General features: G+C 65.8%; 24 protein-coding genes. 11 read left to right on the top strand and 13 right to left on the bottom strand.

Going from position 1 to position 24,475, the window contains the following annotated elements; translation table 11 throughout:
- Positions 1–68 precede the first annotated feature (68 nt).
- A complete protein-coding gene (locus GSQ92_RS08315; protein WP_158802807.1) occupies positions 69–896 on the top strand; it encodes an SDR family NAD(P)-dependent oxidoreductase in 828 nt (275 codons plus the stop codon).
- A gap of 25 nt (positions 897–921) precedes the next feature.
- Here the strand turns inward: GSQ92_RS08315 and GSQ92_RS08310 are convergent, their stop codons facing one another.
- The 5 genes from GSQ92_RS08310 to GSQ92_RS08290 form a co-directional block, all read right to left on the bottom strand.
- Entirely contained in the window at positions 922–1,611 is a 690-nt protein-coding gene (locus GSQ92_RS08310; RefSeq protein ID WP_158802806.1) for an XdhC family protein, read from the bottom strand.
- Positions 1,608–1,931, bottom strand: coding sequence for an XdhC family protein (locus tag GSQ92_RS08305; RefSeq protein ID WP_158802805.1), 324 nt, complete (start codon positions 1,929–1,931; stop codon positions 1,608–1,610). Before GSQ92_RS08305 ends, GSQ92_RS08310 begins: the two co-directional genes overlap by 4 nt.
- Positions 1,928–2,395: a Fe-S cluster assembly sulfur transfer protein SufU gene (gene sufU / locus GSQ92_RS08300; RefSeq protein ID WP_158802804.1), complete on the bottom strand. Its 468-nt coding sequence runs from the start codon at positions 2,393–2,395 to the stop codon at positions 1,928–1,930. The genes GSQ92_RS08305 and sufU overlap by 4 nt, the downstream gene beginning before the upstream one ends.
- A gap of 2 nt (positions 2,396–2,397) precedes the next feature.
- Positions 2,398–3,024, bottom strand: a complete 627-nt coding sequence (locus GSQ92_RS08295) for an NTP transferase domain-containing protein (protein ID WP_216850031.1) — start codon at positions 3,022–3,024, stop codon at positions 2,398–2,400.
- Between the two features lie 107 nt (positions 3,025–3,131).
- Entirely contained in the window at positions 3,132–3,983 is an 852-nt protein-coding gene (locus GSQ92_RS08290; protein ID WP_158802803.1) for a helix-turn-helix transcriptional regulator, read from the bottom strand.
- A gap of 29 nt (positions 3,984–4,012) precedes the next feature.
- Between GSQ92_RS08290 and GSQ92_RS08285 the strand changes: the two genes are divergently transcribed.
- Both GSQ92_RS08285 and GSQ92_RS08280 read left to right on the top strand, forming a co-directional pair.
- Positions 4,013–4,777, top strand: coding sequence for a class I SAM-dependent methyltransferase (locus GSQ92_RS08285; RefSeq protein WP_158802802.1), 765 nt, complete (start codon positions 4,013–4,015; stop codon positions 4,775–4,777).
- Positions 4,778–4,918: 141 nt separating this feature from the next.
- Positions 4,919–7,402 (top strand): DNA translocase FtsK 4TM domain-containing protein, encoded by a 2,484-nt coding sequence (locus tag GSQ92_RS08280; RefSeq protein WP_158802801.1) that lies wholly within the window; start codon positions 4,919–4,921, stop codon positions 7,400–7,402.
- Positions 7,403–7,622: 220 nt separating this feature from the next.
- On the opposite strand, the gene GSQ92_RS08275 is transcribed toward GSQ92_RS08280, so the two are convergent.
- The 4 genes from GSQ92_RS08275 to GSQ92_RS08260 all read right to left on the bottom strand — a co-directional run bounded on the left by GSQ92_RS08275 (position 7,623) and on the right by GSQ92_RS08260 (position 12,480).
- Positions 7,623–8,021 (bottom strand): response regulator, encoded by a 399-nt coding sequence (locus tag GSQ92_RS08275; RefSeq protein WP_158802800.1) that lies wholly within the window; start codon positions 8,019–8,021, stop codon positions 7,623–7,625.
- Between the two features lie 57 nt (positions 8,022–8,078).
- Positions 8,079–8,393, bottom strand: coding sequence for a Dabb family protein (locus tag GSQ92_RS08270; RefSeq protein WP_158802799.1), 315 nt, complete (start codon positions 8,391–8,393; stop codon positions 8,079–8,081).
- A gap of 32 nt (positions 8,394–8,425) precedes the next feature.
- Positions 8,426–10,480, bottom strand: coding sequence for an NAD(+) synthase (locus tag GSQ92_RS08265; RefSeq protein WP_159013449.1), 2,055 nt, complete (start codon positions 10,478–10,480; stop codon positions 8,426–8,428).
- 128 nt (positions 10,481–10,608) lie between these two features.
- A complete protein-coding gene (locus tag GSQ92_RS08260; RefSeq protein ID WP_159013352.1) occupies positions 10,609–12,480 on the bottom strand; it encodes an ABC-F family ATP-binding cassette domain-containing protein in 1,872 nt (623 codons plus the stop codon).
- Positions 12,481–12,618: 138 nt separating this feature from the next.
- On the opposite strand from GSQ92_RS08260, the gene ndk reads away from it, so the two are divergent.
- Positions 12,619–13,041 carry a nucleoside-diphosphate kinase gene (gene ndk, locus GSQ92_RS08255; RefSeq protein ID WP_159013351.1) on the top strand — a complete coding sequence of 141 codons (423 nt, stop codon included), beginning with the start codon at positions 12,619–12,621 and terminating at the stop codon, positions 13,039–13,041.
- Positions 13,042–13,123: 82 nt separating this feature from the next.
- Here ndk and GSQ92_RS08250 read toward each other — a convergent pair whose 3' ends face one another.
- The 3 genes from GSQ92_RS08250 to purM are packed head-to-tail and all read right to left on the bottom strand — an operon-like array spanning position 13,124 to position 15,086.
- On the bottom strand, positions 13,124–13,312 hold the full coding sequence (locus GSQ92_RS08250) for a hypothetical protein (protein ID WP_158802796.1): 189 nt from the start codon (positions 13,310–13,312) through the stop codon (positions 13,124–13,126).
- 32 nt (positions 13,313–13,344) lie between these two features.
- Positions 13,345–13,995: a phosphoribosylglycinamide formyltransferase gene (purN, locus tag GSQ92_RS08245; RefSeq protein ID WP_159013350.1), complete on the bottom strand. Its 651-nt coding sequence runs from the start codon at positions 13,993–13,995 to the stop codon at positions 13,345–13,347.
- Positions 13,992–15,086 (bottom strand): phosphoribosylformylglycinamidine cyclo-ligase, encoded by a 1,095-nt coding sequence (purM, locus tag GSQ92_RS08240; RefSeq protein ID WP_158805885.1) that lies wholly within the window; start codon positions 15,084–15,086, stop codon positions 13,992–13,994. The genes purN and purM overlap by 4 nt, the downstream gene beginning before the upstream one ends.
- Positions 15,087–15,275: 189 nt before the next feature.
- On the opposite strand from purM, the gene GSQ92_RS08235 reads away from it, so the two are divergent.
- Genes GSQ92_RS08235 through GSQ92_RS08215 form a run of 5 tightly spaced genes read left to right on the top strand, consistent with a single transcriptional unit; the run spans position 15,276 to position 21,410 of the window.
- The gene (locus tag GSQ92_RS08235; protein ID WP_159013349.1) at positions 15,276–15,842 is read left to right on the top strand and encodes a CDP-alcohol phosphatidyltransferase family protein; all 567 of its coding nucleotides are present in this window, start codon (positions 15,276–15,278) and stop codon (positions 15,840–15,842) included.
- Between the two features lie 9 nt (positions 15,843–15,851).
- Positions 15,852–17,009, top strand: coding sequence for an AI-2E family transporter (locus tag GSQ92_RS08230; RefSeq protein ID WP_158805887.1), 1,158 nt, complete (start codon positions 15,852–15,854; stop codon positions 17,007–17,009).
- Between the two features lie 10 nt (positions 17,010–17,019).
- Entirely contained in the window at positions 17,020–17,736 is a 717-nt protein-coding gene (locus GSQ92_RS08225) for a chromosomal replication initiator DnaA (protein ID WP_158805888.1), read from the top strand.
- A gap of 8 nt (positions 17,737–17,744) precedes the next feature.
- Entirely contained in the window at positions 17,745–19,931 is a 2,187-nt protein-coding gene (locus GSQ92_RS08220; protein ID WP_158805889.1) for an RNA degradosome polyphosphate kinase, read from the top strand.
- A 3-nt stretch (positions 19,932–19,934) separates the two neighbouring features.
- Positions 19,935–21,410 (top strand): Ppx/GppA family phosphatase, encoded by a 1,476-nt coding sequence (locus tag GSQ92_RS08215; protein ID WP_158806088.1) that lies wholly within the window; start codon positions 19,935–19,937, stop codon positions 21,408–21,410.
- Positions 21,411–21,506: 96 nt separating this feature from the next.
- On the opposite strand, the gene GSQ92_RS08210 is transcribed toward GSQ92_RS08215, so the two are convergent.
- The gene (locus tag GSQ92_RS08210; RefSeq protein ID WP_254065927.1) at positions 21,507–22,778 is read right to left on the bottom strand and encodes a D-alanyl-D-alanine carboxypeptidase family protein; all 1,272 of its coding nucleotides are present in this window, start codon (positions 22,776–22,778) and stop codon (positions 21,507–21,509) included.
- A 339-nt stretch (positions 22,779–23,117) separates the two neighbouring features.
- On the opposite strand from GSQ92_RS08210, the gene GSQ92_RS08205 reads away from it, so the two are divergent.
- Both GSQ92_RS08205 and clpS read left to right on the top strand, forming a co-directional pair.
- Positions 23,118–23,687: a phasin family protein gene (locus GSQ92_RS08205; RefSeq protein WP_158805890.1), complete on the top strand. Its 570-nt coding sequence runs from the start codon at positions 23,118–23,120 to the stop codon at positions 23,685–23,687.
- Positions 23,688–24,048: 361 nt separating this feature from the next.
- The gene (gene clpS, locus GSQ92_RS08200) at positions 24,049–24,381 is read left to right on the top strand and encodes an ATP-dependent Clp protease adapter ClpS (protein ID WP_158805891.1); all 333 of its coding nucleotides are present in this window, start codon (positions 24,049–24,051) and stop codon (positions 24,379–24,381) included.
- The last annotated feature ends 94 nt before the right edge of the window (positions 24,382–24,475 follow it).

Raw genomic sequence — 24,475 nt, 5'->3', positions numbered from 1 at the left:
TGCCATGACGGATGTCTGGGGCTTGGGCCAGCAATACGCCCTTACGCTCAATTGGACAGGCACATTCCATGAAATCCCTCGCCAACCGCGCCGCCGTCATCACCGGCGGCCTAACGGGCCAGGGCCTGGCCATCGCCAAGGCTTTGGCGGCGGAAGGCGCGGCTGTCGCGGTCGGCTCCTATATCGGCGAGCAAGCGGGGCGATCGGGCGATGCGGCCGCCTATCCCGACCCCGCCGAAATCGTCACGGTGCGCGCGGCGCTGCGTGACTTCGGCGTCCCCACCTATGTCGGACATCTCGACGTGCGCGACACCACCGCCATCGACCGCTTCCTGCACGACGCTGAGGCTGTCGGCGGCCCCGCCGATATCCTTGTGAACGCTGCGGGCACGACCGCGGAGCAGCCGGTCTCGGGCCATTCCGACGAGCTCTGGACCAAGATCATCGACACCAATCTCAACGGCGCCTTCCGCATGATCCGCACGCTGCTGCCCGGCATGATCTCCCGGCGCTGGGGGCGGATCATCAATATCGGCTCCACTGCGGCGACCGTCGGCTGGAAGGACAACCCGGCCTATTGCGCCTCGAAATCGGGCCTGCTCGGCCTCACCCGCTGCGTTGCCCTGGAAGGCGCGCCGCATGGCGTGACCTGCGTCATGATCAGCCCGACCTGGGTCGAAACCGAACTCATGCGCCGCAACCTCGAACAAGTCGTCGCACGCGAAGGCGACACGCGGACTCTTGCTCAGGCCATGGCTGAGGTCGCCGAGCAGAACCCGCAGAAGCGCATCATTCAACCCGACGAGGTCGCGGCCCTGGCGGCTTTCCTGTGCCGCGAAGAGGCCAAGGGAATCACAATGGAAAACATCCAGATCACCGGCGGCGCGCTCTGGTAGCCGCCGCCGCGCGCTCGAACCTGGATCAGCGCCCCGCACCCAACGCGGCACCGCGCCGCACCGCGACCAGCTCCGCAAGGATCGAGAGCGCGATCTCGGGCGCGGTAACCGCGCCGATCGGCAACCCCACCGGACCTTTGATGCGCGAGAGACTGCTCTGCTCATGCCCCAGTGCCGCCAGCCTTTCGAGCCGCGCGGCATGAGATCTGCGAGATCCCAGCGCGCCGATGTAGAACGCGTCCGACCTCAGCGCGCGGTCGAGCGCGGGATCGTCAAGCTTTGGATCATGCGTCAAGACAACGATCGCGCTGCGGGCATCGAGTTTCGCGAGATCCAGCGCTTCGTCCGGCCAGTCGGACATCAGTGCGGCATCGGGAAATCGTTCAACGGTCGCCAAAGCGGGTCGCGGATCGATCACGATGGTCGCCATGTCGAAAGGCGCCGTCAGCCGCACCAATGCCTGGGCGATATGCACCGCGCCCACCACGAAGATTCGCACGGGGAGGTTATGCACATGCAGAAACCAGCTTTCGCCGGCAAGCTCGACAATCCCGTTCCGGTCGCGCTCAAGTGCCTGGCGCGCCGCATCCTGTAGATCATCTTCGATGGAATCTGGAAGGATCCGTTGCAGCCCATCGGGGAGGCGGGTCGCCAGAACCAAGGGACGCCGTTCGGCTCGGGCCTGAAAAAGCGCCGCCGTGATTTCCGGCGTCATCCCACCTCTTCCACGAAAACGCGCAAGCGGCCGCCGCAGGCGAGACCGATCTCCCAGGCGCGCTCATTAGTTACGCCATAGTCGAGAACCTGCGGCTGCCCGGTGGCAAGCGTCAGAAGGCTCGCCTCCGCGACCGCGCTTTCGACACAGCCGCCGCTGACTGAACCGACGATGCGGCCACTCTGCGTGACAGCCATCTGGCTTCCGACGGGCCGAGGTGAACTACCCCACGTGGCAATGACCGTCGCCAGGGCCACCCGCTCGCCCTGGTCCCGCCACGCACCGACCTGGGCGAAGATATCCTCGACACCGCCGCTCATGACCGGGAGTCCGATACCACTTGATCAGTCCGGTTCACCATGCCGATCGCCCGCGTCAAGGATCGCCACGCCAATGTCGCGCAACCGATGCGAGAGGGCGTTTCGTGCAAGGGCGCAAATACGCGCAGTGGCTCCATCCCCAAATCCGCCGAAATCTCGGTGCCGGAGCGTAAACCCTGTTCGAAGGTTTCGGCCATCACGCAGGCATCCTCCGCCGCGATACCCTCGACCAGCTCGGCCATGATGTCGGCGGCCGCGATGCAGATGGCGCAAGCCCGCGCCTCATAGCCGATCGCGGCAATCCGCTTCTCGGGATCGCAGCGCAGGCGCACCACAACCCGATCGCCGCATAGCGGATTGGTCTCGCGCGCCTCGGCATCAAACACCTCCAGCCGGCGTTTATGCCGGGGAGACCGCGCTCGTTCCAGGATTGTCGCGTTGTAGATATCCTGTGTGTCGCTCATGGTCATCGTGCCACGGATTGGTAGCGCGCCCGCATGGCCGCGTAGTCAGCTGGCGTGTCGCAATCCTGCACGAAGGCATCATCATCCATCTCGATCCGGGCGACCAGTTCGGGGTGGCTATCGACCAGCTGGCGGCAACCGACATTCAACGCACCCGCCGCGATCTCCGGAATATGGCGCGCGGCGAACAGCACCGGATTGCCCCGTTGTCCGCTGCGCATGGGCACCAGGATCGACTTGCCTTCGTCCACCGTCCGATATGCGTCGAGCAGAGCGCGAAGACTCCTCGTTGTGAGAAAAGGCTGGTCGCCAAGAACCACCATCAACACCTCGCAAGCCACCGTCAGCGCACGCACCCCGGCGACGACCGACCCCGGCTGTCCTTGCGCGTACTCGGCGTTATGCACGAAGCGGACGGGCAGGGCGTCTAGCGCGGCCGTCACCTCGGGCGCGCGATACCCGGTCACGACCACGAGTTCAGCAAGTGCCACGCCAAGAACCGCCGTCACGACATGACGCAGCATCGGCTGGCCGCCGAGGTCGAGCAAAAGCTTGTGCCGGCCTTCCATCCGAGACGAGAGACCGGCCGCCAGAATGACGGCGGAGGTAAGAGGGGTGGGCGCGGTCACAGCACCTCCAGCGATGGTAGCCCCCCACGCGGCGGGGACTGTCCGAACATGCCGCCAGAAGCTCGCTCTCCTCAAGCGGCACCTGGCTTGGTCCAAGGCTTTCGGGTTCACGTCTGTGCTGGCAGGAGGATCACCAGCTTGTGGTCCGCCTGCGCCGCGGGGATGAGAGTGACCTGCTCGTATTGCACGATGCCGTCCTCGGGGTGGCTGAACATGCGCGTGCCGCCTTCGCGAGCCAGCACCGTGTGGCTGTTCCAGAAGCGCGCGAAGTCCGGGCTGTCTTGTAGCAATCGCGCGACCATATCCTGTGTTTCGGTATCACCCGGATTGCGCGCGATATCCGCCCGGAATTCCGCCAGAAGCCGCCTTGCGCGATTTTCCCACTCGCGAATGAAATCGCGCGCTGACGTGTCCAGAAAAACATAGCGCAGCAGAGAAGTCTCACCGCTGCCGAGCCACGGCGAAAACAGCCGGCCCGCCGCTGCGTTCCAGGCGCGCGCATGCCAAAGCCGGTCAAGCAGATACGCCGGTGCCGTTGTCGTCGAGAGGACAGCGCTCAGAGCATCCGGTACGGCCGACGGCAATATCGTGGCCGGAGAGGGGTCCTTCTTCCGGGTCAGCTCAAACAGGTAAGCCCGCTCCGCCGCGCTCAAATGCAGAGCGCTTGCCAGCCGCGCGAGGGCCTCGGAGGAGAGCGAGATATCGCGGCCCTGCTCGATCCAGGTGTACCAGGTGACGCTGATCCCGCAGAGCTGCGCGACCTCCTCCCGTCGCAATCCCGGTGTGCGCCGGCGGGCATGAGCCTCCATCGGCAGCCCGGCAGCGGCGGGGTCGAGCGCCTCACGCCGGGCGCGGACGAAGGCAGCCAGCAGCTCGCGTTGCGCAGCGGTCATAATCATCAGGGAAGCGGTGATACCAGTATATCTACCCGGCTTATACTGGTTCCAATCGAGTGACATGGTGACGCGTCAGATAGGGGAACCCGACCATGAGCATCGCGATGAACGCCTTCACGGCCGCGCAATACGCGCCCCGTGCCCAGGACTACGTCACCAGCATCAATCACAGCACCGGCGATGACCTGGCGCAGATGGAGGCGGAGCTGCACGGGCAGGGCGAAGCGCGGGTTCTCGACCTCGGCTGTGGCGGAGGCCATGTCAGCTACCGCGCGGCCCCCCATGTCGCGGAGGTCGTCGCCTGCGACATTACCAAGAGTATGCTGGATGTGGTTGCCCAGACGGCGGCGGAGCGCGGTCTCTCCAATATTGCCGTCCGTCAGGCCGCCGCCGAGGATTTGCCCTTCGAGGATGCGAGCTTCGATGTCGTTCTCTGCCGCTTCACAACCCACCATTGGCGGAACATGGAAGCCGGCTTGCGCGAGGCGCGCCGCGTTCTCAAGCCTGCCTGCCGCGCCGTCTTTGTCGATGTGACCGCGCCCACGGACCGGATCCTCGACACGCATCTGCAGGCCTTTGAGATCCTGCGGGATGCCTCGCATATCCGGAATTATTCGGTCGGCGAGTGGCTGGCGGCCCTCTACCGGTCCGGCTTCGCGGTCGAGGGCATCACAGCCCGCAAGCTGCGCATGGACTTCCCGGTCTGGATCGCCCGCACCCGCACCTCTGAAGCAAATGCCAAGGTGATCCGCTCGCTTCAGGCCGCGGCACCCGCCGCCATCCGGGACCATTTCGCGATCGCGGAGGACGGCAGCTTCGATCTGGACACCGCGACGGTCATGTGCCGGGCGGCGTAGCGGTCGCGGATTGCAAACGACGCCAATCGCTCAAATGCCCGGACGGGAAGGCTGATCGACTCCGAGCTTTATGCTATCAAGCCCTTGAGACCGCTTCTTCAGACCCGCCGGGAAGCCGGCACTGACGCGAAATGGGATTCGATGGCCGCTCTGGTTGAGGCTCGCAGGCTTATCTCACCAACACTTCTGGCAATGGGGCGCAGGCGGCTGGCCGCGCTGGGCGGCTTGGTTCTCGGCCTCGCCGGTGTCGCACTGGCGGTCGCCCTGGGCTCCTACCACCCGTCGGATGCGTCCTTCGACACGGCGGGTGCGGTGGTCCGCAACCTCGCGGGTCCGGGCGGCGCGATCCTCGCCGATCTCCTGTGGCAGGGCTTCGGCATCGTCGCGGTCTTGCCTGCCGGCGTAATGCTCCTCTGGGGCTGGCGTATCGCGGAAAGCAAGCGGCTCTCATTCGTACTTCTGCGCATTCTTGCGCTTGCCGTCTCCATGCCATTGGTCGCCGGTGTCCTCGCCACCCTGCCGGTGAGCGGCGTCATCACTGGCGGCTGGCTGTCCAGCGGCCTCGGTGGCGCTGTGGGATTCGGCGTCGGACATGGCCTCGTCGGGCTCGGCGCCGATGCGCTCGGCGCGCTTGGAGCGGCGATCGTCTGGGTCATCGAGTTGCTGCTGGGGCTCGGCCTGGCGGCCTTCGGCTTCGGTCTCAGCCTGGGTGAGTGGCGCACTGCCGGCCGCCATGCGGGCCGCGGGGCGCTTGGCGCGGCGAATTTCTCGATGCGGTCCAGTGGCCAGGTCGCGCGCGGCATGAGCGGCGCTGGCCGTGGCCTCGGCGTGCTGTGGCGCCTGCTGCCGGATTGGGGCCAAGCCGCCGATCGCGAGCAGGCGCGAGCCCCGCACCCAGCGACGCTGCTGCCACCAATGGAACCGGAGGATGCGCCGGACGCCTTGCCGCCGATGGCGCGCCAAGCCACGCCATTCGCGCCGCAGCCTGCCGCGCCCCGCGCTCCAGCCCCCGCCGTCCGGGTCCAGCCACCGAAGAAGCGCGAAAATCTGTCGCCCGAAATCCAGCCTTCGCTGCCGCTCGGCTGGCGCTTCCCGACGCTGTCGCTTCTCAAAGAACCGCCCCTTCGCCGGGGAGTGGGCGTGAGCCCCGAGGCGCTGCAGGCCAATGCCCGCCTGCTCGAAACGGTTCTCTCGGACTACGGCGTCCAAGGCAGCATCGTCGAGATCCGGCCAGGCCCGGTCGTCACGCTCTACGAGCTTGAGCCGGCGCCCGGCATCCGCTCCGCCCGGGTCATCGGTCTGGCCGATGACGTCGCCCGCAGCCTGTCCGTGACGGCCGTTCGCATCGCGACTGTCCCCGGCCGCAATGTGATCGGCATCGAGGTGCCGAATGCCGAGCGCGAAACCGTGTTCCTGCGCGAGCTTCTGGCGACCCCGGATTGGACGAATAACAGCTCCAAGCTGCCGATCGCCCTCGGCAAGGACATCAGCGGCGCGCCGGTGATGGTCGATCTCGCGCGCATGCCGCATCTGCTGGTCGCCGGCACCACCGGTTCGGGCAAGTCGGTCGGCATCAATGCGATGATCCTCTCCCTCCTGTACCGCATGTCGCCCGAGGAATGCCGCCTGATTCTCATTGATCCGAAGATGCTCGAACTCTCCGTCTATGACGGCATTCCGCATCTCATGGCGCCCGTCGTAACGGAGCCCGCCAAGGCGGTGACCGCGCTCAAATGGACCGTGCGCGAGATGGAGCGCCGCTACCGCGCCATGAGTCAGCTCGCCGTCCGCAATATCGGTGGCTACAACGACCGCGTCGCCGAGGCGCGGGCCCGGGGCGAGGTCGTCACCCGCCGCGTGCAGACCGGTTTCGACGCCGAGACCGGGCGGCCGATCTTCGAGGAGCAGCCGCTGGCGCTCGAGTCGCTGCCCTTCCTGGTGGTGATCATCGACGAGATGGCCGACCTCATGATGGTCGCCGGCAAGGAGATCGAGATGGCGGTGCAGCGTCTCGCGCAGATGGCGCGGGCGGCCGGCATCCACGTCATCATGGCGACGCAGCGGCCATCTGTGGATGTCATCACCGGCACCATCAAGGCGAACTTCCCGACCCGCATCAGCTTCCAGGTCATCAGCAAATTCGACAGCCGCACCATCCTCGGCGAGCAGGGGTCCGAGCAGCTGCTGGGCCAGGGCGACATGCTCTACATGGTGGGCGGTGGCCGCATCACCCGCGTCCACGGCCCCTTCGTGACCGACCGCGAGGTTGAGGATGTGGTCGCCTTCCTGCGGGAACAGGGCGAGCCGAACTACCTCGAGGAAGTCACGGATTCGACCGAGGAGGAACCGGCTGGCGGCAATAGCGCGCTATCCGGAATTGCCGGCGCCAGCGAGGGCGAGAAAGGGCTGTTCGACCAGGCCGTCGCTCTCGTGGGCCGCGAAGGCAAAGCCAGCACCAGCTTCATCCAGCGGCACCTGCAGATCGGCTACAATCGCGCCGCCCGCCTGATCGAGCAGATGGAGAAAGAGGGCATCGTCGGCGCCGCCAACCATGTCGGCAAGCGCGAGGTCCTGATCCGCCGGATTAAAAAGGAAGAGGAAGACGACGAGGACGACGACAAGTGAGGCAGCGCGCTTTGAGCGTGATGATCAAATAGAACCGCGTCCAGAGGTTCCGTCATGGCACGCGAAGGCGTGCGGGGCACCCCGTGCCATCCACGTCTTACCTACGTGAAGCAAGCAAGATGCGGATGCTAGGCCTTCGCCGAGCATGGCGACGTGGCCCAGACCAGGCATTCTCAAGGGCCCGGCGCCGTCTCGTGCCCAACTTCGCCACCACCACACCTCAGCGGCGGGTCGCACATTCAGCGAGGACACGCTCCAGATCCGCCTGACGGAAGGGTTTGCGGAGGTTCGGCTTAGCGCGCCATTGGGCGCCGAGAGCCGTGTCGTCATAGCCCGTGCTGAAGACGAAGGGCAGGTTCAGCCGGTCGAACGCCTCGGCGACGCCGTCACTTCGCTGCCCGGCGACATTGACGTCGAGAATCCCGAAATCGACCTCGGACGGCCGTTCTTCCAGGAAACGAAGCGCTTCGTCGCAGCGCGCGAATGGACCGACGATGGAACAGCCCAAATCCGTCAGTACATCCTCTAGGAGCATCGCCAGGAGCGCCTCGTCCTCGAGCACAAAGACCCGCAGCGTTGTCGATGGCCGCGACTGGTCAAGGCTGGGTCGTGGGTCCATCCGGGTAATTTACCGTGCGGAACTCACGAAACGCTAGCCCCGTCTCGGTTGTAAGTCTTAACCCTCGACAGGGATGTCCATCACAAGAAGCCCATCAATGCCGCCTTGGGTGGCCGCGACCAGCTTCGCGCCCGCCGCCTTATGGGCCGCGTCCTCGGCATAGACCTTGAGCGCCGCCCAGTCGTCGAAGTCCACCATCAGGGCATGGGTATAGCCACGCTCGATCTTCTCCGGACTGTCACTGCGGCCGAAAGTGACCGTGCGGAGACCCGGCAGCCGGCCCCGCAAAGCCGCGAGTTCCGCGAATATGGCCTGCAAATCCGTGGCCGCCATGTCAGCACGGGCACGCATGAGAACGATGTGCTTGATCATCACACTATCGGTAGAGGGGCGTCACTCCGGCATCAACCCTCTTCGCCCGAAGGCACATTGCGTTCCAGCTCCTCGATCCAGGCCGCCGCATTGCCGTCGGAGGGCGCGCGCCAGTCGCCACGCGGCGAAAGACTGCCGCCGCCGCTCACCTTCGGGCCGTTCGGCATGGCGGACCGTTTGAACTGGCTGAAGGCGAAGAAGCGCCGCAGGAAGACCGTCATCCAATGCCGGATCTGCGGCAGATCGTAAGCGAGCCGCTTTTCCTCCGGGAAGCCCGGTGGCCATTCGCCCCGGGCCGCATCCTCCCAGGCCATCAGCGCCAGGTAGGCGATCTTGGAGGGGCGGAAGCCGTAGCGCAGGACATGGAACAGGGTGAAGTCCTGCAGCGCGTAGGGGCCGATCTTGGCCTCCGTGCTCTGCGGCGCCTCCCCTTCACTCGCCGGCACCAGCTCCGGCGAAATCTCGGTGGCGAGGATCGCGGTCAGCGTGTCGCCCACCGCCGCGTCGAACTGCCCGGTGCTTATCACCCAGCGGATCAGATGCTGGATGAGGGTCTTGGGGATGCCGCCATTGACGTTGTAGTGCGACATCTGGTCGCCGACACCATAGGTGCACCAGCCCAGCGCCAGTTCGGACAGATCGCCGGTCCCGATGACGATGGCATCGTTGTGGTTGGCGAGGCGGAAGAGATAGTCGGTGCGAAGCCCGGCCTGCACATTCTCGAAAGTCACGTCATAGACCGGCTCGCCTCGCCCGAAGGGATGGCCCATGTCGCCGAGCATCTGCGTCGCGGCCGGCCGGATATCGAGCTCCTTCCAGGTGATGCCCAAAGCTTCCATCAGCGCGATGGCATTGGTCTTGGTGTAGTCGCTGGTGGCGAAGCCCGGCATGGTGAAGCCGAGAATATTGGCGCGCGGAATCTCCAGCAGATCCGCCGCCCGTGCCGCGACGATGAGCGCATGGGTGGAATCGAGGCCACCCGAAACGCCGATCACCATCTTCCGCACGCCGATGCCGCGCAGCCGCTGCGCCAGCCCGCTGATCTGAATGTTGTAGCCCTCGTAGCAATCCTGGCTCAGCCGTGCGGGATCGGCCGGCACGAAAGGAAACCGCGCGAGCTTCCGCTTCAGGCCAAGGTCTCCGTCGGGCGGTTCCAGCGCCAGGGTCACACGCCGGAAGTCGCCCGCCTGCACGTCATGGTAACGCCGGTTGTCGTCCAGGCTGCCGTTCCGCAGCCGCTCCTGCCGCAACAGATCGAGATCGATATCCGCGATCGCCGATTGCGGGCCGAGCGGGAAGCGCGGGCTTTCCGCCAGCGTCACGCCGTTTTCGAAAATCGAAACCTGCCCGTCCCAGGCAAGATCGGTGGTGGACTCGCCGACGCCCGCCGCCGCGTAGAGATAGGCCGCCTGGCAGCGCGCCGATTGCGACTGGGAGAGCAGCGTCCGGCTATCCGCTTTGCCGATCGTGATGTTACTGGCTGAGAGATTGGCGAGAATCGTCGCCCCGGCCAGCGCCGCGGCACCGCTCGGTGGCGATGGCACCCAGACGTCCTCGCAAATCTCCACATGCAGCACGAAGCCCGGCAGATCCTCCGCCTCGAATATGAGGTCCGGCCCGAAAGGCACTTCCGCGCCGTTCAACCGGATGTTGCCGCCCTCCGTTCCGGCGCCGGAGGCGAAATGCCGTTTTTCGTAGAATTCCCGATAGTTGGGGATATGTATCTTGGGCACCACGCCCAGAATCCGTCCGCGATGGATGACGACCGCCGTGTTGAACAGCCGCTCACCAAAACGCAGCGGCGCGCCCACCAGCAGGATGGGCAGAAGATCCCGGCTACCCTCGGCGATCTCGGCCAGCGCGAGATGCACCGCATCCAGCACCACGTCCTGCATGAGCAGGTCATCGATCGCATAGCCTGAGACGCAGAGTTCCGGAAAAACCGCAAGCACCGCGCCCTCGGCATGAACCGACTGTGCCTCGGCCAGAATCGCGCGGGCATTGGCGGCCGGATTGGCAGCGCTGCTGACAATGGTGCAGGCGGCGACCCGGGCGAAGCCATGGGCATAGAGCGAGCGAAAGGACATGAAACGAATGTAGGGCGGATCGCCGATCGCTAGAAGCGGCACGAGTCTGCGCTCCACGCGCATCACGCCCCGCGTCGCGGCTTCCGGCGAACCGGATGGAGGCGGCCGAGCCTAATCCGTCCGAGAAGCTACTGAGCCGCCTCCAGCGCCCCCGTCGCTTCCAGCCATGTCTCCTCGGCCGCCTCGATGTCGCGGTTCAATGCCGCGAGCCGGGTCTGCACCTCTGCCACCACCGCGCCCGTTGATTTGCTATAGAACTCGCCATCCCCAAGCTTCGCCTCAACCGCCGCCCTCTCAGCGGTGAGCTTGGCGATGCGCTTCTCGGCATCCTGAGCCGCCCGCCGCAACGGTGCGAGCGCGATCCTGGCCTCCGCCCTCTCGCGACGGTCGTCCTGACGTGACGGCTCGGGCTTCGCACTGCCGCTCGGTCCGGTGCTGCCCGATATGCGCTGGCGGTAGTCATCCATATCGCCGTCGAAGGTCGTGACTGTGCCGTCCGCCACCAGCCACAGCCGGTCGGCGACCAGCGAGACCAGATGCGGGTCATGGGTGATGAGCAGCACCGCGCCCATGTAATCGGCCAGCGCCCGGATCAGCGCTTCCCGCGCATCGATGTCGAGATGGTTGGTCGGCTCATCCAGGATCAGCAAATGCGGCGCATCCCGCGTCGCCAGGGACAGCAACAGCCGTCCCTTCTCGCCGCCCGACAATTCGGAAACCTTCGTTTCGGCCCGCGCCGCGTCCAGCCCGAACCGCGCAAGCTGGGCGCGCAACTGCGGCGGCAAGGCACGGGGCAGGGCGCGCGCCATATGGTCGATGGCGCTCTCCCCCGGAACCAGCGCTTCGGCCTGATCCTGGGCGAAATAGCCGACCCGCAGCCCCGGCGCCCGGCGCATCTCTCCGGACAGCGGCGGCAGCGAGCCGCCGACCAGCTTGGCGAGTGTCGATTTGCCGTTGCCGTTGGAACCCAGCAGCGCCACCCGATCGTCCATGTCGAGATTGAGTGAAACGTTACGCAACACCGGCTTGCCGCCATAGCCGACCGACACGCGGTCCAGCGTCAGGATCGGTGGCGCCAGCCGTGTCGGCTCCGGGAAGGCGAAGCGCGTCGGCGCGTCCTCGATCACCATCTCGACGGGCGGCAGCCGTTCCAGCGCCTTGAGCCGGCTCTGCGCCTGGCGCGCTTTGGTTGCCTTCGCGCGGAAGCGATCGACGAAAGCCTGGATGCGCTCCCGCTCGGCGCCGACCTTCTCCGCCATCCGGCGCTGCTGCGCCGTGCGCTCCGTCCGCAGCCGCAGGAATTCGCTGAAGCCGCCGGTGCTCAGCAGGATCTTGCCGCGATCGAGATGCGCGATGGCTTCCACGGAACGGTCGAGCAAGCCGCGGTCGTGGCTGACGATCAGGGCGGCGCCGGGAAACTTCGCGAGCCATCCCTCCAGCCACAGCGAGGCTTCGAGGTCGAGATGGTTGGTCGGCTCGTCCAGCAGCAGCAAATCGGGGTCTCCGAAAAGCGCGGAGGCTAGTGCCACGCGCATCCGCCAGCCGCCGGACAGCGCGCTGACCGGTCCTTCCTGCCGCTCGCGCGAGAACCCCAGCCCGGCGAGGATCGCCCCGGCCCGTGCCGGTGCGCTCTCGGCGCCGATCGTCCGCAGCCGGTCATGGACTTCGGCGAGGCGCAGCGGGTCGGTGCGCGGATTCTCGGCTTCCGCCAAAAGCGCGGTGCGCTCCTTATCGGCCGCCAGCACCACGGCAACGGGGGTGATATCCCCGCTCGGCGCTTCCTGCGCCACCGCGCCCATCTTGGCCCGTGTGGCGAGCCGGATCTCGCCGCCATCGGGCGTCAGATCGCCGGTGATCGCGCGCATCAGCGTCGATTTGCCCGCGCCATTGCGCCCGATCAGCCCGATGCGGCGGCCGGGATCGACGGTGAGGGCGGCGTTCTCCAGCAAGGCGCGGCCCTTGATGGAGATGGAGAGGTCGCGGATGACGAGAAGGCTCATGGGCGCGCTCTTTAAAGCGCTTCGCGGAGCTAAGGAACGGCGGCCTTGGCCGGGCGGGATTGCGGCGCCTGTCTGTACCCTCTAAAGGCGCCGCCAACTGCCGGTCGCAGTCACACGTAACGAAAGAACCTCAGAGCCATGGCCACCGAACGCACCCTGTCCATCATCAAGCCCGACGCCACGCGCCGCAACCTGACCGGCAAGATCAACGCGATTTTCGAGGGCGCGGGCCTTTCGATCCTCGCCCAGAAGCGTCTGCAACTCACGCGCGCCCAGGCCGAGGCCTTCTACGGCGTGCATCGCGAGCGAGGCTTCTTCAACGATCTCGTAAGCTTCATGATTTCCGGCCCGGTACTAGCCCAGGTCCTGTCGGGCGAGAACGCGGTCGTGAAGAACCGCGAATTGATGGGCGCCACCGACCCGAAGAAGGCCGAGGCCGGCACCATCCGCGCCCAGTTCGCCGAGAGCATCGAGGCGAATTCGGTCCATGGTTCCGACAGCGCCGAGAACGCTGCGACGGAAATCAGCTTCTTCTTCGCCGAGATCGACATCGTCGCCTGAGCTGATTCAAGATCCGTCATGCTCGGCCTTTGCCGAGCATGACGTGCGGGGGACCAAAGCCGTTCCGCCGCCGCGAAAAGCCTCAGACCAGAAAGATCGCCATTCCGATCAGCACCACGGCAATGGCGATGATATTGCCGAGCAAAAACTTGCCGAAATCGTGCCAGAGGTGACGGCGCTCGTCGAGCATGGCCTGCGGCGTGGCATCGACATCGGCCGCGGCATGCGCGTCGTGGCCGTGAGTATCGGCTGTGGTCACTGCTTGGGCCATGGGCATCTCATTATCCGCGATCCAGCCGGCATTTAGGGCCCGGCGCCGCGCCTCGGCAAGGGGTTGATGAGTGCCGCCTCGGGCGCTGCCGCCCGTTTACCCGCCGGGTCGATCAGGTCACGCAAAGCCTGCGGGTAGAGCGCGTGTTCCTGCCGCAGCACTCGGGCGGCAAGGGCCGTCTCCGTATCGCCCGGAATAACCGGCACCGCCGCCTGTGCCAGTATCGGCCCGGCATCCAGCGCCTCGGTCACCAGATGCACCGTGCAGCCGTGGAGAGTGACCCCCGCCTCGATCGCGCGGGCATGGGTGTGCAGCCCGGTGAACGCCGGCAACAGGCTCGGATGGATGTTGATCATCCGCCCCGCCCATCGTGCGACGAGCCACGGGGTGAGCAGCCGCATGTAACCCGCGAGACAGATCAACTCGACCCCATGAGCGACCAGCGCGGCATCCATAGCCGCCTCATGCGACGCGCGGTCCCGCCCGAACGTCCGATGGTCGATCGCCTCAGTCGCCACGCCCCGCGCGGCGGCGCTGGCAAGACCCTCGGCCTCCGGGTTGTTCGACAGCACGAGCGCGATCTCGGCGGGGAAATCGGGTGCCGCCGCCGCCGCGACCAGCGCCATCATGTTGGAGCCTCGGCCGCTGATCAGGATGCCGACCCGGCGGCGAGAAACGCTCATCCCAGCCAGTCGGCCGGCGTCCGCACCTCGACCGTGGCCGGACCCGGACCCGCGCCCGCGTCGACCTTGCCGATGGTGAAGACGCTTTCGCCCTCTGCTTCGAGCATCGACCGTGCCGCATCCACATCCGCCGCCGCGACTACCAGCGTCATGCCGATGCCGCAGTTGAACACCCGCAGCATCTCCTCATGCGCGACGCCACCGGCCCGAGCGAGCCAGCGGAACACTGGCGGTACATCCCAAAGGGCCGCGTCCAACCTTGCGACAGTGCCTTCCGGCAGAGCGCGGTTGAGATTGCCCGGCAATCCGCCGCCGGTGATATGCGCCGCCGCCTTGAGCAGCCTGGCACGATGCAGCTTGAGCAGCGGCAACACATAAAGCCGCGTTGGCGTCATCAGTGCCTGCGCCAGGGTCTGACCCTCGGTGAAAGGGCAGGGGCCATCGAGATCGGCACCGGCCCGCTCGGCCACGCGCCGCACCAGCGAAAAGCCGTTTGAATGCACGCCCGAACTGCCCAGACCCAGCACCACGTCACCCACCGCCACGTCGCGTGGCAGCAGCGCGCCGCGTTCCGCCGCCCCCACCGCGAAACCGGCGAGGTCATAGTCGCCACCCTGATACAGTCCCGGCATCTCCGCGGTCTCGCCACCCACCAGCGCGCAGCCGGAGAGGCGGCAACCCTCGGCGATGCCGGCGATGACCTTTGTCGCCGCCGCGACATCCAGCGATCCGGTCGCGAAATAGTCGAGGAAGAACAGCGGCTCGGCGCCCTGCACGATGAGGTCGTTGACGCACATCGCCACCAGGTCGATGCCCACGGTCTCATGCAGCCCATGGTCGATCGCGATCTTGAGCTTGGTGCCGACGCCATCGGTGGCCGAGACCAGAACCGGATCGGTGAAGCCTGCCCCCTTAAGGTCGAACAAGGCGCCGAAGCCGCCCAGCCCGCCCATGACGCCGCTGCGCGAAGTGGCGCGGGCGAGGGGTTTGATGGCCTCGACCAGCGCATCCCCGGCTGCGATATCGACGCCCGCCTCGCGATAGGTCGCACCATTTCCGCCGGCGCGCCCGGCGCTCGCCCCTGTGGTCATGCTGGGCTCGTGCCTCTGGTCATCCGGGCCCTCGATGCGCTAGGCCTTGGCCGCTGTTCCGCCGCGTTTCGTGGCGGGCTTCAGAGGGTGCAAGGCACAGTCCTGTGACGAGGCGCGGACACAATCACAGCCGTCTCGCCGGCGCAACCGCCGTCCCAGCGAGATCGGGCAAGGGTCTGGGCGCCTTCGATGCCTGACGGCGCTCGCATTTCCGGGCCACATTCCACTGCTCTGCTGACAGCTCCAAATCTCATAACGCTCGCCCGCATCGGCGCCGTTCCGTTAGCCGTCTGGCTCGTGCTGCGGCAGGATCTGTCGCTTGCCTTCTGGCTCTTTCTCGCGGCTGGCGTCTCGGATGCCATTGACGGCTGGCTGGCCCGGCGAGGGTCCGCCTCCGTCATCGGCGCGATACTCGATCCGGTGGCGGATAAGGCTCTGCTCGTCTCGATGTATGTGACGCTTGCGGCGGTCGGTGAACTGCCGCCGTGGCTCGCCATCCTCGTGGTGTTCCGCGACCTGGTGATCGTCGGCGGCATCCTGTGTCTGTCCTTTATCGGCGTCCGGGTGGCGATCAAGCCGCTCCGCATCTCGAAGTTCAACACGGTGCTGCAGATCACACTGGTTGCCTTAGTGCTGTTGATCAGCGGCTGGCATCTTGCGATCCGCGCTCTCGTGGACGCGCTGGTTGTCTGCGTCGCACTCAGTACCTGCGCTTCCGGCGCCGCCTATGTCTGGCAATGGACTGCCCGGCGGTGAGGGTGGCGAATGGCTGAGCGCATCGAACCGCCGCCGCTACCGCCGCAGGCACCAGTCGAGATGCCGGTCATCCTCGGGCGGCGGGCGACGCGAGGCCAGCGCATCGCCCTCGTCATCTGCATTCTGCTGCTCACCTGCCTCGTCTTCTACCTCTTCTCGAGCGTGCTGCTGCCCTTCGTGGCCGCGGCGGGCATCGCTTATTTCCTGGATCCGGTGGCGGTCCGCCTCAATCGCCTCGGCGTGCCGCGCTGGGTGGCGGCGCTACTGCTGGTGCTTGCCCTCATCGCCCTGACCCTCACCTTCGTGCTGCTGCTCTATCCCATCATCCTGTCGCAGCTCGGTCTGTTGTTGCAGCGGGTGCCGACCTATGTGGTCGAGGTCCAGGCCTGGGCCAACGGCACGCTGTCCCATCTGCAGGAACATCTCGGCCGCGATTTCGTGGACAGCAAGCTGCGCGAGATCGTGAGTTCGCATGCGGGCGCGATGATCCCTTATGCCGTCGGCGCGCTGACGCGGGTCATCGGCGGCGGCTTCGCCATCGTCAATGCCATCGCCCTGCTCGTCGTCACGCCGATCGTCGCCTTCTATCTGCTGCGGGACTGGCCGAGGCTGGTGGCGAGGATCGATGCGCTGCTGCCGCGTCGCTATGCCGGCGTCATCCGGCTCCAGGCGCTAGAAGTCGATCGCATCCTCTCCGCCTGGCTGCGCGGACAGCTGCTCTGCTGCCTCATGCTGGCGATCTTCTATGCCATCGGCCTCACGGCGGTCGGGCTCGATCTCGGCCTCATCGTGGGCATGACGGCGGGATTGCTGTCCTTCATTCCCTATGTCGGGACCATCACGGGCGCGGTGACCTCGATTGGTCTGGCGCTTGCCCAGTTTCCCAGCTGGAACGGCGTCTTCCTGGTTGCAGGGGTCTTCATCCTCGGGCAGATCCTGGAGGGCTACGTGATCTACCCGCGCCTCCTCGGCAACCGGGTGGAGCTGCACGATGTGCTGGTGATCTTCGCCCTGATGGCCGGCGGCGCGGCCTTCGGCTTCCTCGGCGTGCTGCTCGCGGTGCCGGTCACGGCGGCACTTGGCGTCCTGACGCGCTTCTGGCTCCGCCGCTACCTGGCGAGCCCGCTCTACCTCGATCCGCCGCCGCTCGATCGCTTCCGGCACTGACGCCGCGCTGATGCGCCAGCTCGCCTTACCCTTCGCGCATGCCCCGCGCTTTCGCGCCGAGGACTTCATCGCCGCGCCCTCCAATGCCGAGGCACGCGCATGGCTCGACCGCCGCACGAGTTGGCCGGGCGGCCGCCTCGCGATCTATGGCGACGAGGGATCCGGCAAGAGTCACCTGCTCCATCTCTGGGCAGCTCGCCAAAACGCTGTCCAGCTCAGCGGCCCAGCTCTGAGGATCCTACCCAAACCGGGCGAGACCGGCCCGCTCGTCATCGACGATGCGGATGCCGCCCCTGACGAGGCCATCCTGCTTCATCTCCTCAACCTCGCCGCTGAGGATGCTCGCCCGGTGCTCCTCGCGGGCCGCTTGGCACCCGCACATTGGCCCGTGCGCCTGCCCGATCTCGCGAGCCGCCTGCGTGCCATCTCCGCGGTACTCCTGAAACCCGCCGAGGATGATCTCCTGCAAGCGCTCCTGGCGCGGCTCCTATCGGATCGCCAATTGCTGCTGCCCGAAAGCCTCCAAGTCTGGATGCTGACCCGCCTGCCGCGCCATCCCGCCGCCTTGCGCGAGGCGGTTGCCCGGCTGGATCGACAAACCCTTGCCGAGGGCCGTCGGGTCACTCGAGCCGGCGCCGCTGCCGTACTCGCTGAAATCTGTGCGGAAAATGATGATTTCGATAACTCTCCGCCGCTACTCTCCACAAATCCGGCGAGTCTCCTGTAGGGTAAGACATGAGCTCAGTCGCCCGGCTTCCCCCCGCCGCCGAAACCGAAATCCCCGCGATCGCGCCCGACTCGCCGAGTCGCTTCATAAACCGGGAGCTGTCCTGGCTGGATTTCAACCACCGCGTGGTCGAGGAGGCCGAGAACCGCCACCACCCGCTGCTCGAACGCCTGCGCTTCATCTCGATCAGCGCCTCGAATCTCGATGAATTCTACTCGGTCCGCGTTGCCGGGCTGGTCGGCCAGGCCAAGGCCGGGGTCAACGTGCAGTCGCCCGACGGGCTGACGCCGGCCCAGCAGTTGCTCGACATCAACGCCCGCGCCCGCCGTCTCCTCGCGGACCAGCAGCACGCCTGGCGCAAGGTGCGCGACGAGCTGGCCCATGCCGGGCTCGTGGTCTGCGATGCGGATGATCTGACGGCCGCCGATCGCGAATGGCTGAGTGCCTATTTTATGGAGCGCGTTTTTCCGGTTCTGACGCCGCTCGCCATCGACCCCGCCCATCCGTTCCCCTTCGTGCCGAATATGGGTCTGGTGATGGCCCTGCTGCTCGTCTCGAATGAAGACCGCACGACGATGCGGGCGCTGATCCCGCTTCCCGCGCAGATCGAGCGCTTCGTGCGCCTGCCCTCGGAAGCGGGCAGCCCGATCCGCTTCATCATGCTCGAAGCGCTCGTCAACTTGTGCCTCCAACGGCTCTTCCCGGGCTATTCCAATGCGGGCGAGGGGCTCTTCCGAGTCATCCGCGACACTGATGTCGAGTTCGAGGAGGAAGCCGAGGACCTCGTTCTCTCCTACGAGACGGCGCTCAAGCGCCGCCGGCGCGGTGTCGCCATCAACCTCACCCTCCAAGCTTCAATGCCGGACGACCTCCGCGAGCTGGTGACCGAGGAGTTCGAGGTTCCGCCTGACGAGGTTTTCACCGAGGCCGGCATTCTCGGCGCCGTCGATCTCAAGCAGCTCATCGTCGATGACAGGCCGGACCTGCTCTTCCCGCCCTATACGCCGCGCTTCCCCGAGCGGGTGCGTGACTTCGGCGGCGACTGCTTCGCCGCCATTCGCGCCAAGGACATCATCGTCCACCACCCCTTCGAGAGCTTCGACGTGGTAGTGCAGTTCCTGCGCCAGGCGGCAGGCGACCCGAACGTGATCGCGGTGAAGCAGACGCTTTACCGCACCAGCAAGGACAGCCCCATCGTCAAGGCGCTGATCGAGGCGGCGGAGGCCGGCAAGTCGGTGACCGCCCTGGTCGAGCTGCGCGCCCGCTTCGATGAGGAGGCCAATATCCGCCTCTCGCGCTCGCTGGAGGCGGCGGGCGTCCAGGTCGTCTTCGGCTTCGCCGAACTCAAGACCCACGCCAAGATTTCGCTGGTCGTGCGGCGAGAGGGCGGTGCGGTACGCTCCTACGCGCATTTCGGTACCGGCAACTATCATCCGATCACCGCGCGCATCTACACCGACCTCAGCTTCTTCACCTCCGACCCCGACCTCACCCGCGATGCCGCCCGGTTGTTCAACTACATGACCGGCTATGCGCGGCCCGAGAATATGGACGCCATCGCCTTCAGCCCGCTGACCACGCGGCTGACGCTCGAGTCGCTCATCCGGGCGGAGATCGCCAATGCCAAGGCGGGCAAGCCATCCGGCATCTGGCTCAAGGTCAATTCGCTCGTCGATGACCGGATGATCGACCTGCTGTATGAGGCGTCGCGCGCCGGCGTCAGCGTCAAATGCGTCGTGCGCGGCATCTGCTGCCTGCGTCCGGGCGTGCCGGGCCTGTCCGAGAATATCCGGGTAAAATCGATCGTCGGGCGCTTCCTGGAGCACGCGCGGATCTGCGTCTTCGCCAATGCCCATGCCCTGCCCAGCCGCCAGGCCAAGGTCTTCATCAGCAGCGCCGACTGGATGTCCCGCAATCTCGACATGCGGGTGGAAACGCTGGTGCCGATCCGTAACGCGACAGTGCATGCCCAGGTGCTCGATCAGATCATGGTTGTGGACCTAAAGGACAATGTGCAGTCCTGGGAACTCGGCGGCGACGGGGCCTGGAGGCGTGTTCAGGGTGGACGCAAGCCGATTTCCGCTCATAACTACTTCATGACCAATCCATCCCTCTCGGGCCGCGGCTCCGCGCTGCATGGCCCCGCGATGGCGGCCACGGCGGGGCGTCGCCCGCTTCACGCATTAAGGGACTGACCGCTGACCCCGCCACGCTTCGCTGTCGTCGATCTCGGCTCCAACTCGGTCCGCCTCGTCGTCTATGAGGGTGAATCCCGCAATCCGGTCGCGATCTTCAACGAGAAGGCGGTGCTGCGCCTCGGCCGTGGTCTGCAACAGACCGGGCTGCTGAACGAGGAAGGCGTCTCCCAGGCGCTGACCGTGATGAGCCGCTACCACGCGATCGCCCGCGCCATGCATGCCGACCCCTTCGAGGTATTGGCGACCGCCGCGGTTCGGGACGCAGAAAATGGCCCCGCTTTTGTTGCTGGTCTCCAGGCCCGCATGCCGGGCGTGCCCATCCGCGTCCTGCCCGGCAAAGAGGAGGCACGGCTCTCCGCCCAGGGCGTGGTTTGCGGCATTCCGGACGCCCAAGGCATCCTGCTCGATATCGGCGGCGGTTCGCTGGAGGCGGTGCGACTAGTACGCGGCACAGTGGTACAGAGCGAAACCATGCGTCTCGGCGTCATCCGCCTCGCCGACCGCTCCGAAGGCGACCTGCTGCGGGCGCGCATCATCGTCGAGGAAGACACGGCGAAGGTGCCGTGGCTCGGCGATGGCGCGGGCGAGACGCTCTATCTCGTCGGCGGCGCCTTCCGGGCGCTCGCGCGCATCCACATGTCGCAGACGGGCTACCCGCTCAACATGATCCACCAGTATTCCATCGCACGCGAGGAGGCGCGGGATCTGGCGGGAGTGGTGGCCGGCGCCAGCCGCCGCGCGCTGGAACGGCTGCCCGGCATCGCCCGGCGGCGTATCGACGATCTGCCCTTCGCCGCCGTCGTGCTGCGCCGCCTGCTACGGGTCACGGCCGCGGCCCGCGTCGTATTCAGCGCCAATGGTCTGCGCGAGGGTTGGCTCATGGAGCGCATGCCCATCAACGTGCGCGCCGAGGATCCCCTGCTGGCCGCCGCGCGCGATATGGCGACCCGTTTCGGTCGGGACGTGAACCTGCCGCCCGCTTTGTTCGAGTGGACAGCCCGGCTAGCCCTTCGCGAGACGCCCGACCAGCGGAGACTGCGGGAAGCCGCCTGCTGGTTCTCGGACGTCGCGAGCCACGACCATCCGGAATACCGCGCCGAGCAGGCGTTCCTCCGGGTTTTGCGCCAGCCGGAAACCGGCGTCAGCCACCATGCCCGCGCCTTCCTCGCCCTGGTCATCGCCATGCGCTACGAGGCGGAGCCCGATGCCGCCTTCCTCGGCAGCGCCAGGCTGCTGCTGGATATGGCCTCCGTGCAACGCGCTGAGGTGCTCGGTGTCGCTTTGCGCCTCGCCTATACGCTTTCGGGCGGCACACCCGACCTTCTCGCCGGCACTTCGCTGGGTATCGAGGAGGGAAGACTGATCCTCGACCTCAACGAGAATGCGGGTGTTTTCGCGGGCGAGAGCGTGATCCGGCGTCTTGGCCGAGTCGCGGCGGCCCTTGGCCTCGAACCGGCCGCCCGCGTCGCGCAATGATTGCCTCGCCGGCTGCCGGGTCCCCCGGAAGCCGAGAAGTGAATTGGGGCGCCGCCGCTGGATCCGGACGTCAAGAGCCGGCAAGCCGCGCGACGGTTAACGCTCCGCCACTTCGTTGCCTGCTGGCCGCACGGCGACGCAGGTGCGGCCATAATGGTTCATTGCGTTGCAGGCGGCGCGGGCACGGACTGGGCTGACCGAGGCGATCCAGGCATGCCACTTGTGATGCCGCCCGATCTTGGCGGAAACCAGGTGAGCCGTGCCGCCGCCCGCCGCGCGGACCCCGATACGCAGCGCCGACTGCGCCAAGCCCTGGCTTGGATAGCTACCGAGATCCAGACTCCATGCTCCGGAAACGATGCGCTGGCCACTCCCGGTCTGGCTGCCGATCTGGCGCCGGCCATGCGGCAGCATGGCGGTCACCGGCACGATAGGACCGCTGCCCGCTACCCGCTGGGCGCGGCGGACCGCGGCATTGGCGGCCATGGCGGATAGGCCAGCCGATGGACCGAGCTCCGTGGCGAAGCCGTCATCCAGCATGCCGGTCATCTGGTGATCGCGAAAGCCGTTGGAGGGCGCCGCCATGACGACCCCAATCAGCCGCACACCGCTCCGCTGGGCGCTTGTCACAAGGTTATGGCCGGCGGCATTGGTGAAGCCGGTCTTCAGGCCGTCCGCGCCCGGATAATATTTCAGGAGGTTGTCATGGTTGAAGACGACCCGGCCGCGAAATAGAAAGCTCGGCGCCGAGAAGTAATGGTAGTCGTCCGGGAAATCCTGGATCAGACGCCGGGCCAATACAGACATGTCCCGGGCCGTCGAGATCTGTGCTGGGTCTGGCAGGCCGGAAGCGTTGCGAAACACGCTGCTGTTCATGCCGAGTGAATGGGCCTTCAGTGTCATGAGAGCGCCGAACCGTGTCTCATCGCCGCCCGCAAGGAACTCTCCCGCAGCCGTCGCCGCGTCATTGGCAGAGAGTGTGACCATGCCGAGGATCGCCTCTTCCACCGAAAGTCGCGAGCCTGGCCTCATGCCAAGCTTCACCGGCTGAACCGAGGCGGCATGGGCGGAGACCGGCATCATCTCGTCGAAGCTGATGCGGTGATCCCGAATCGCCTCGAACAGCATGTAGAGTGTCATCAGCTTGGTCAGGCTGGCCGGATAGCGCGGCGCGTCCGCCTGTTGCTGGAAGAGCGTTTGCCCGCTCCGCGCATCGACGAGGACGGACGCCATGGGCGGTAGTTCATCGGCTCGCGCTGCGGCTTTGCCCATCACGCTGAGCACGGCCAGGCTGGCAATGAGCCTGAAAATCACCCGGATCGGGGAGCGTCGCCGCGGCTGATCGGCAGAATCGCTGGCTGCCGTCATGCTCTGCCGTCCTCCATCACGTCGATCCTCTGTTTCGGCCGGCGCGGGAGCCGCTCACTGCCGCGAGAGGTTTGAAGCAAATCTACCGGAATTGCAATCAGTTGGAGGATGGACCTCACAAGCTTCCTATGACCTTGGCGGAGATAGGAAAATTAAATTTATTGTGCAGCGCACAATTTCTCTTGAGTTAGCGGTGTTAGCTCTGTAAACGCGGTTTTGCTGCACCGCAACACGACGTCTCGCTGGCCTTTGCCACCGGACAAACCAAGGCGGGGCAACGCATTAGCAGAGCGCTCGGAAACCGGGTACTCGAATGAAACGAAACGGAGGGGCCAGCCTATGGCAGACGAAGTGAAGAGCGCTATCGAAAAGAACACCGAAACCGCGAAGACGGTGACGGCGAAGGCTGTTGAGCAGACGAAAGCCGTGGTCGAGCAGACCAAGGCCGCCGCCGATCGCAGCTTCGACAACACGGTCGCGGCCGTCAAGGACGGCATGACCAAAGCCGCTTCGGGTTTCGAAGCATCGCAGGACCGCTATAAGGAAGGGCTTGAAAAGGCAATGAAGTCAGCTGAAGAAGTCGTCGCGTTCAACCAGGGCAACGTCGAGGCCTTCATCAAGTCGGGCCAGATTCTGATGGCCGGCCTGCAGGACCTTTCGCGCCAGATCGCCGAGTCGATGAAGGCGAGCTACGAAGAGTCTGTGAACAACGCCAAGGCGTTGACCTCGGTGAAGTCGCTCAAGGAAGCGATGGACCTCAATGTTGGCCTCGTTCGCACCGCGATCGAGAAGAGCGTGAGCGAGTCCGGCCGCTACACCGACGCTTCAATTAAGCTCGCCGAGCAGGCCATGGCGCCGCTGACGAGCCGCGTGACCGTTGCCGTCGACAAGCTTGGTAAGGCCGCCTAATTCCGCCTCGCCGAGACGAATTGGAGGGCCCGGGTGGAAACGCCCGGGCCCTTTTGCGTTCCCCGGGAGTAATCGCCCGGTGACACAAGGGGGCCTAGACTTCACAGCCGCGTCATGAACTGCGGGCTGCCCCGTTGAAAGCAGATGCGCGGTGGCTCTTTTCTGCGCAGAATGGATTGCCCACATAGGGCCTGTCAGGGTCGGAAGAGCGACGCTGCAATCTTGGACTTCCTGTCTCTTCGCCCATGCCCCTATGCTGAGTCTCGAACGGAGGCGGTTGGGCAGCCGCCTGGATCAATAAGGCAGATTGGCGCGGCCCGTCAGGTTCGCCCGGTCACCCAGAGGAAGTGCGATAGGCGCGATGAGCGATAGCGGCAGGCGCAACGGCGACCAGGATACTCCGAACGTCGGAACCGTGGTGAAGACGCGCGCGAAAACGCGCAAGCCCACCATGTACAAGGTCCTGATGCTAAATGACGACTACACGCCGATGGAATTCGTGGTCCATATCCTGGAGCGCTTCTTCCAGAAGTCACGGGACGAGGCGACGCGAATCATGATGCATGTCCACCGGCGGGGTGTCGGGGTCTGCGGCATTTTCACCTACGAAGTCGCGGAAACCAAGGTAACGCAGGTGATGGATCTCGCTCGGCAAAACCAGCATCCGCTCCAATGCACCATTGAGAAAGAGTGAATTGGTCAAAAAAGAATTAGGTGAGGAGGCGAAAAAGAGTGAGCCTGAGCAAAAGTTAATCTCTGCATCTGAACTCATGGTGCAGGATGATGAC

This window comes from Acidisoma sp. S159, from assembly GCF_009766125.1.
Lineage (GTDB): Bacteria > Pseudomonadota > Alphaproteobacteria > Acetobacterales > Acetobacteraceae > Acidisoma.
Note: the sequence above shows the minus strand (reverse complement) of the source record. Positions and strands in the feature narration are given on the sequence as shown.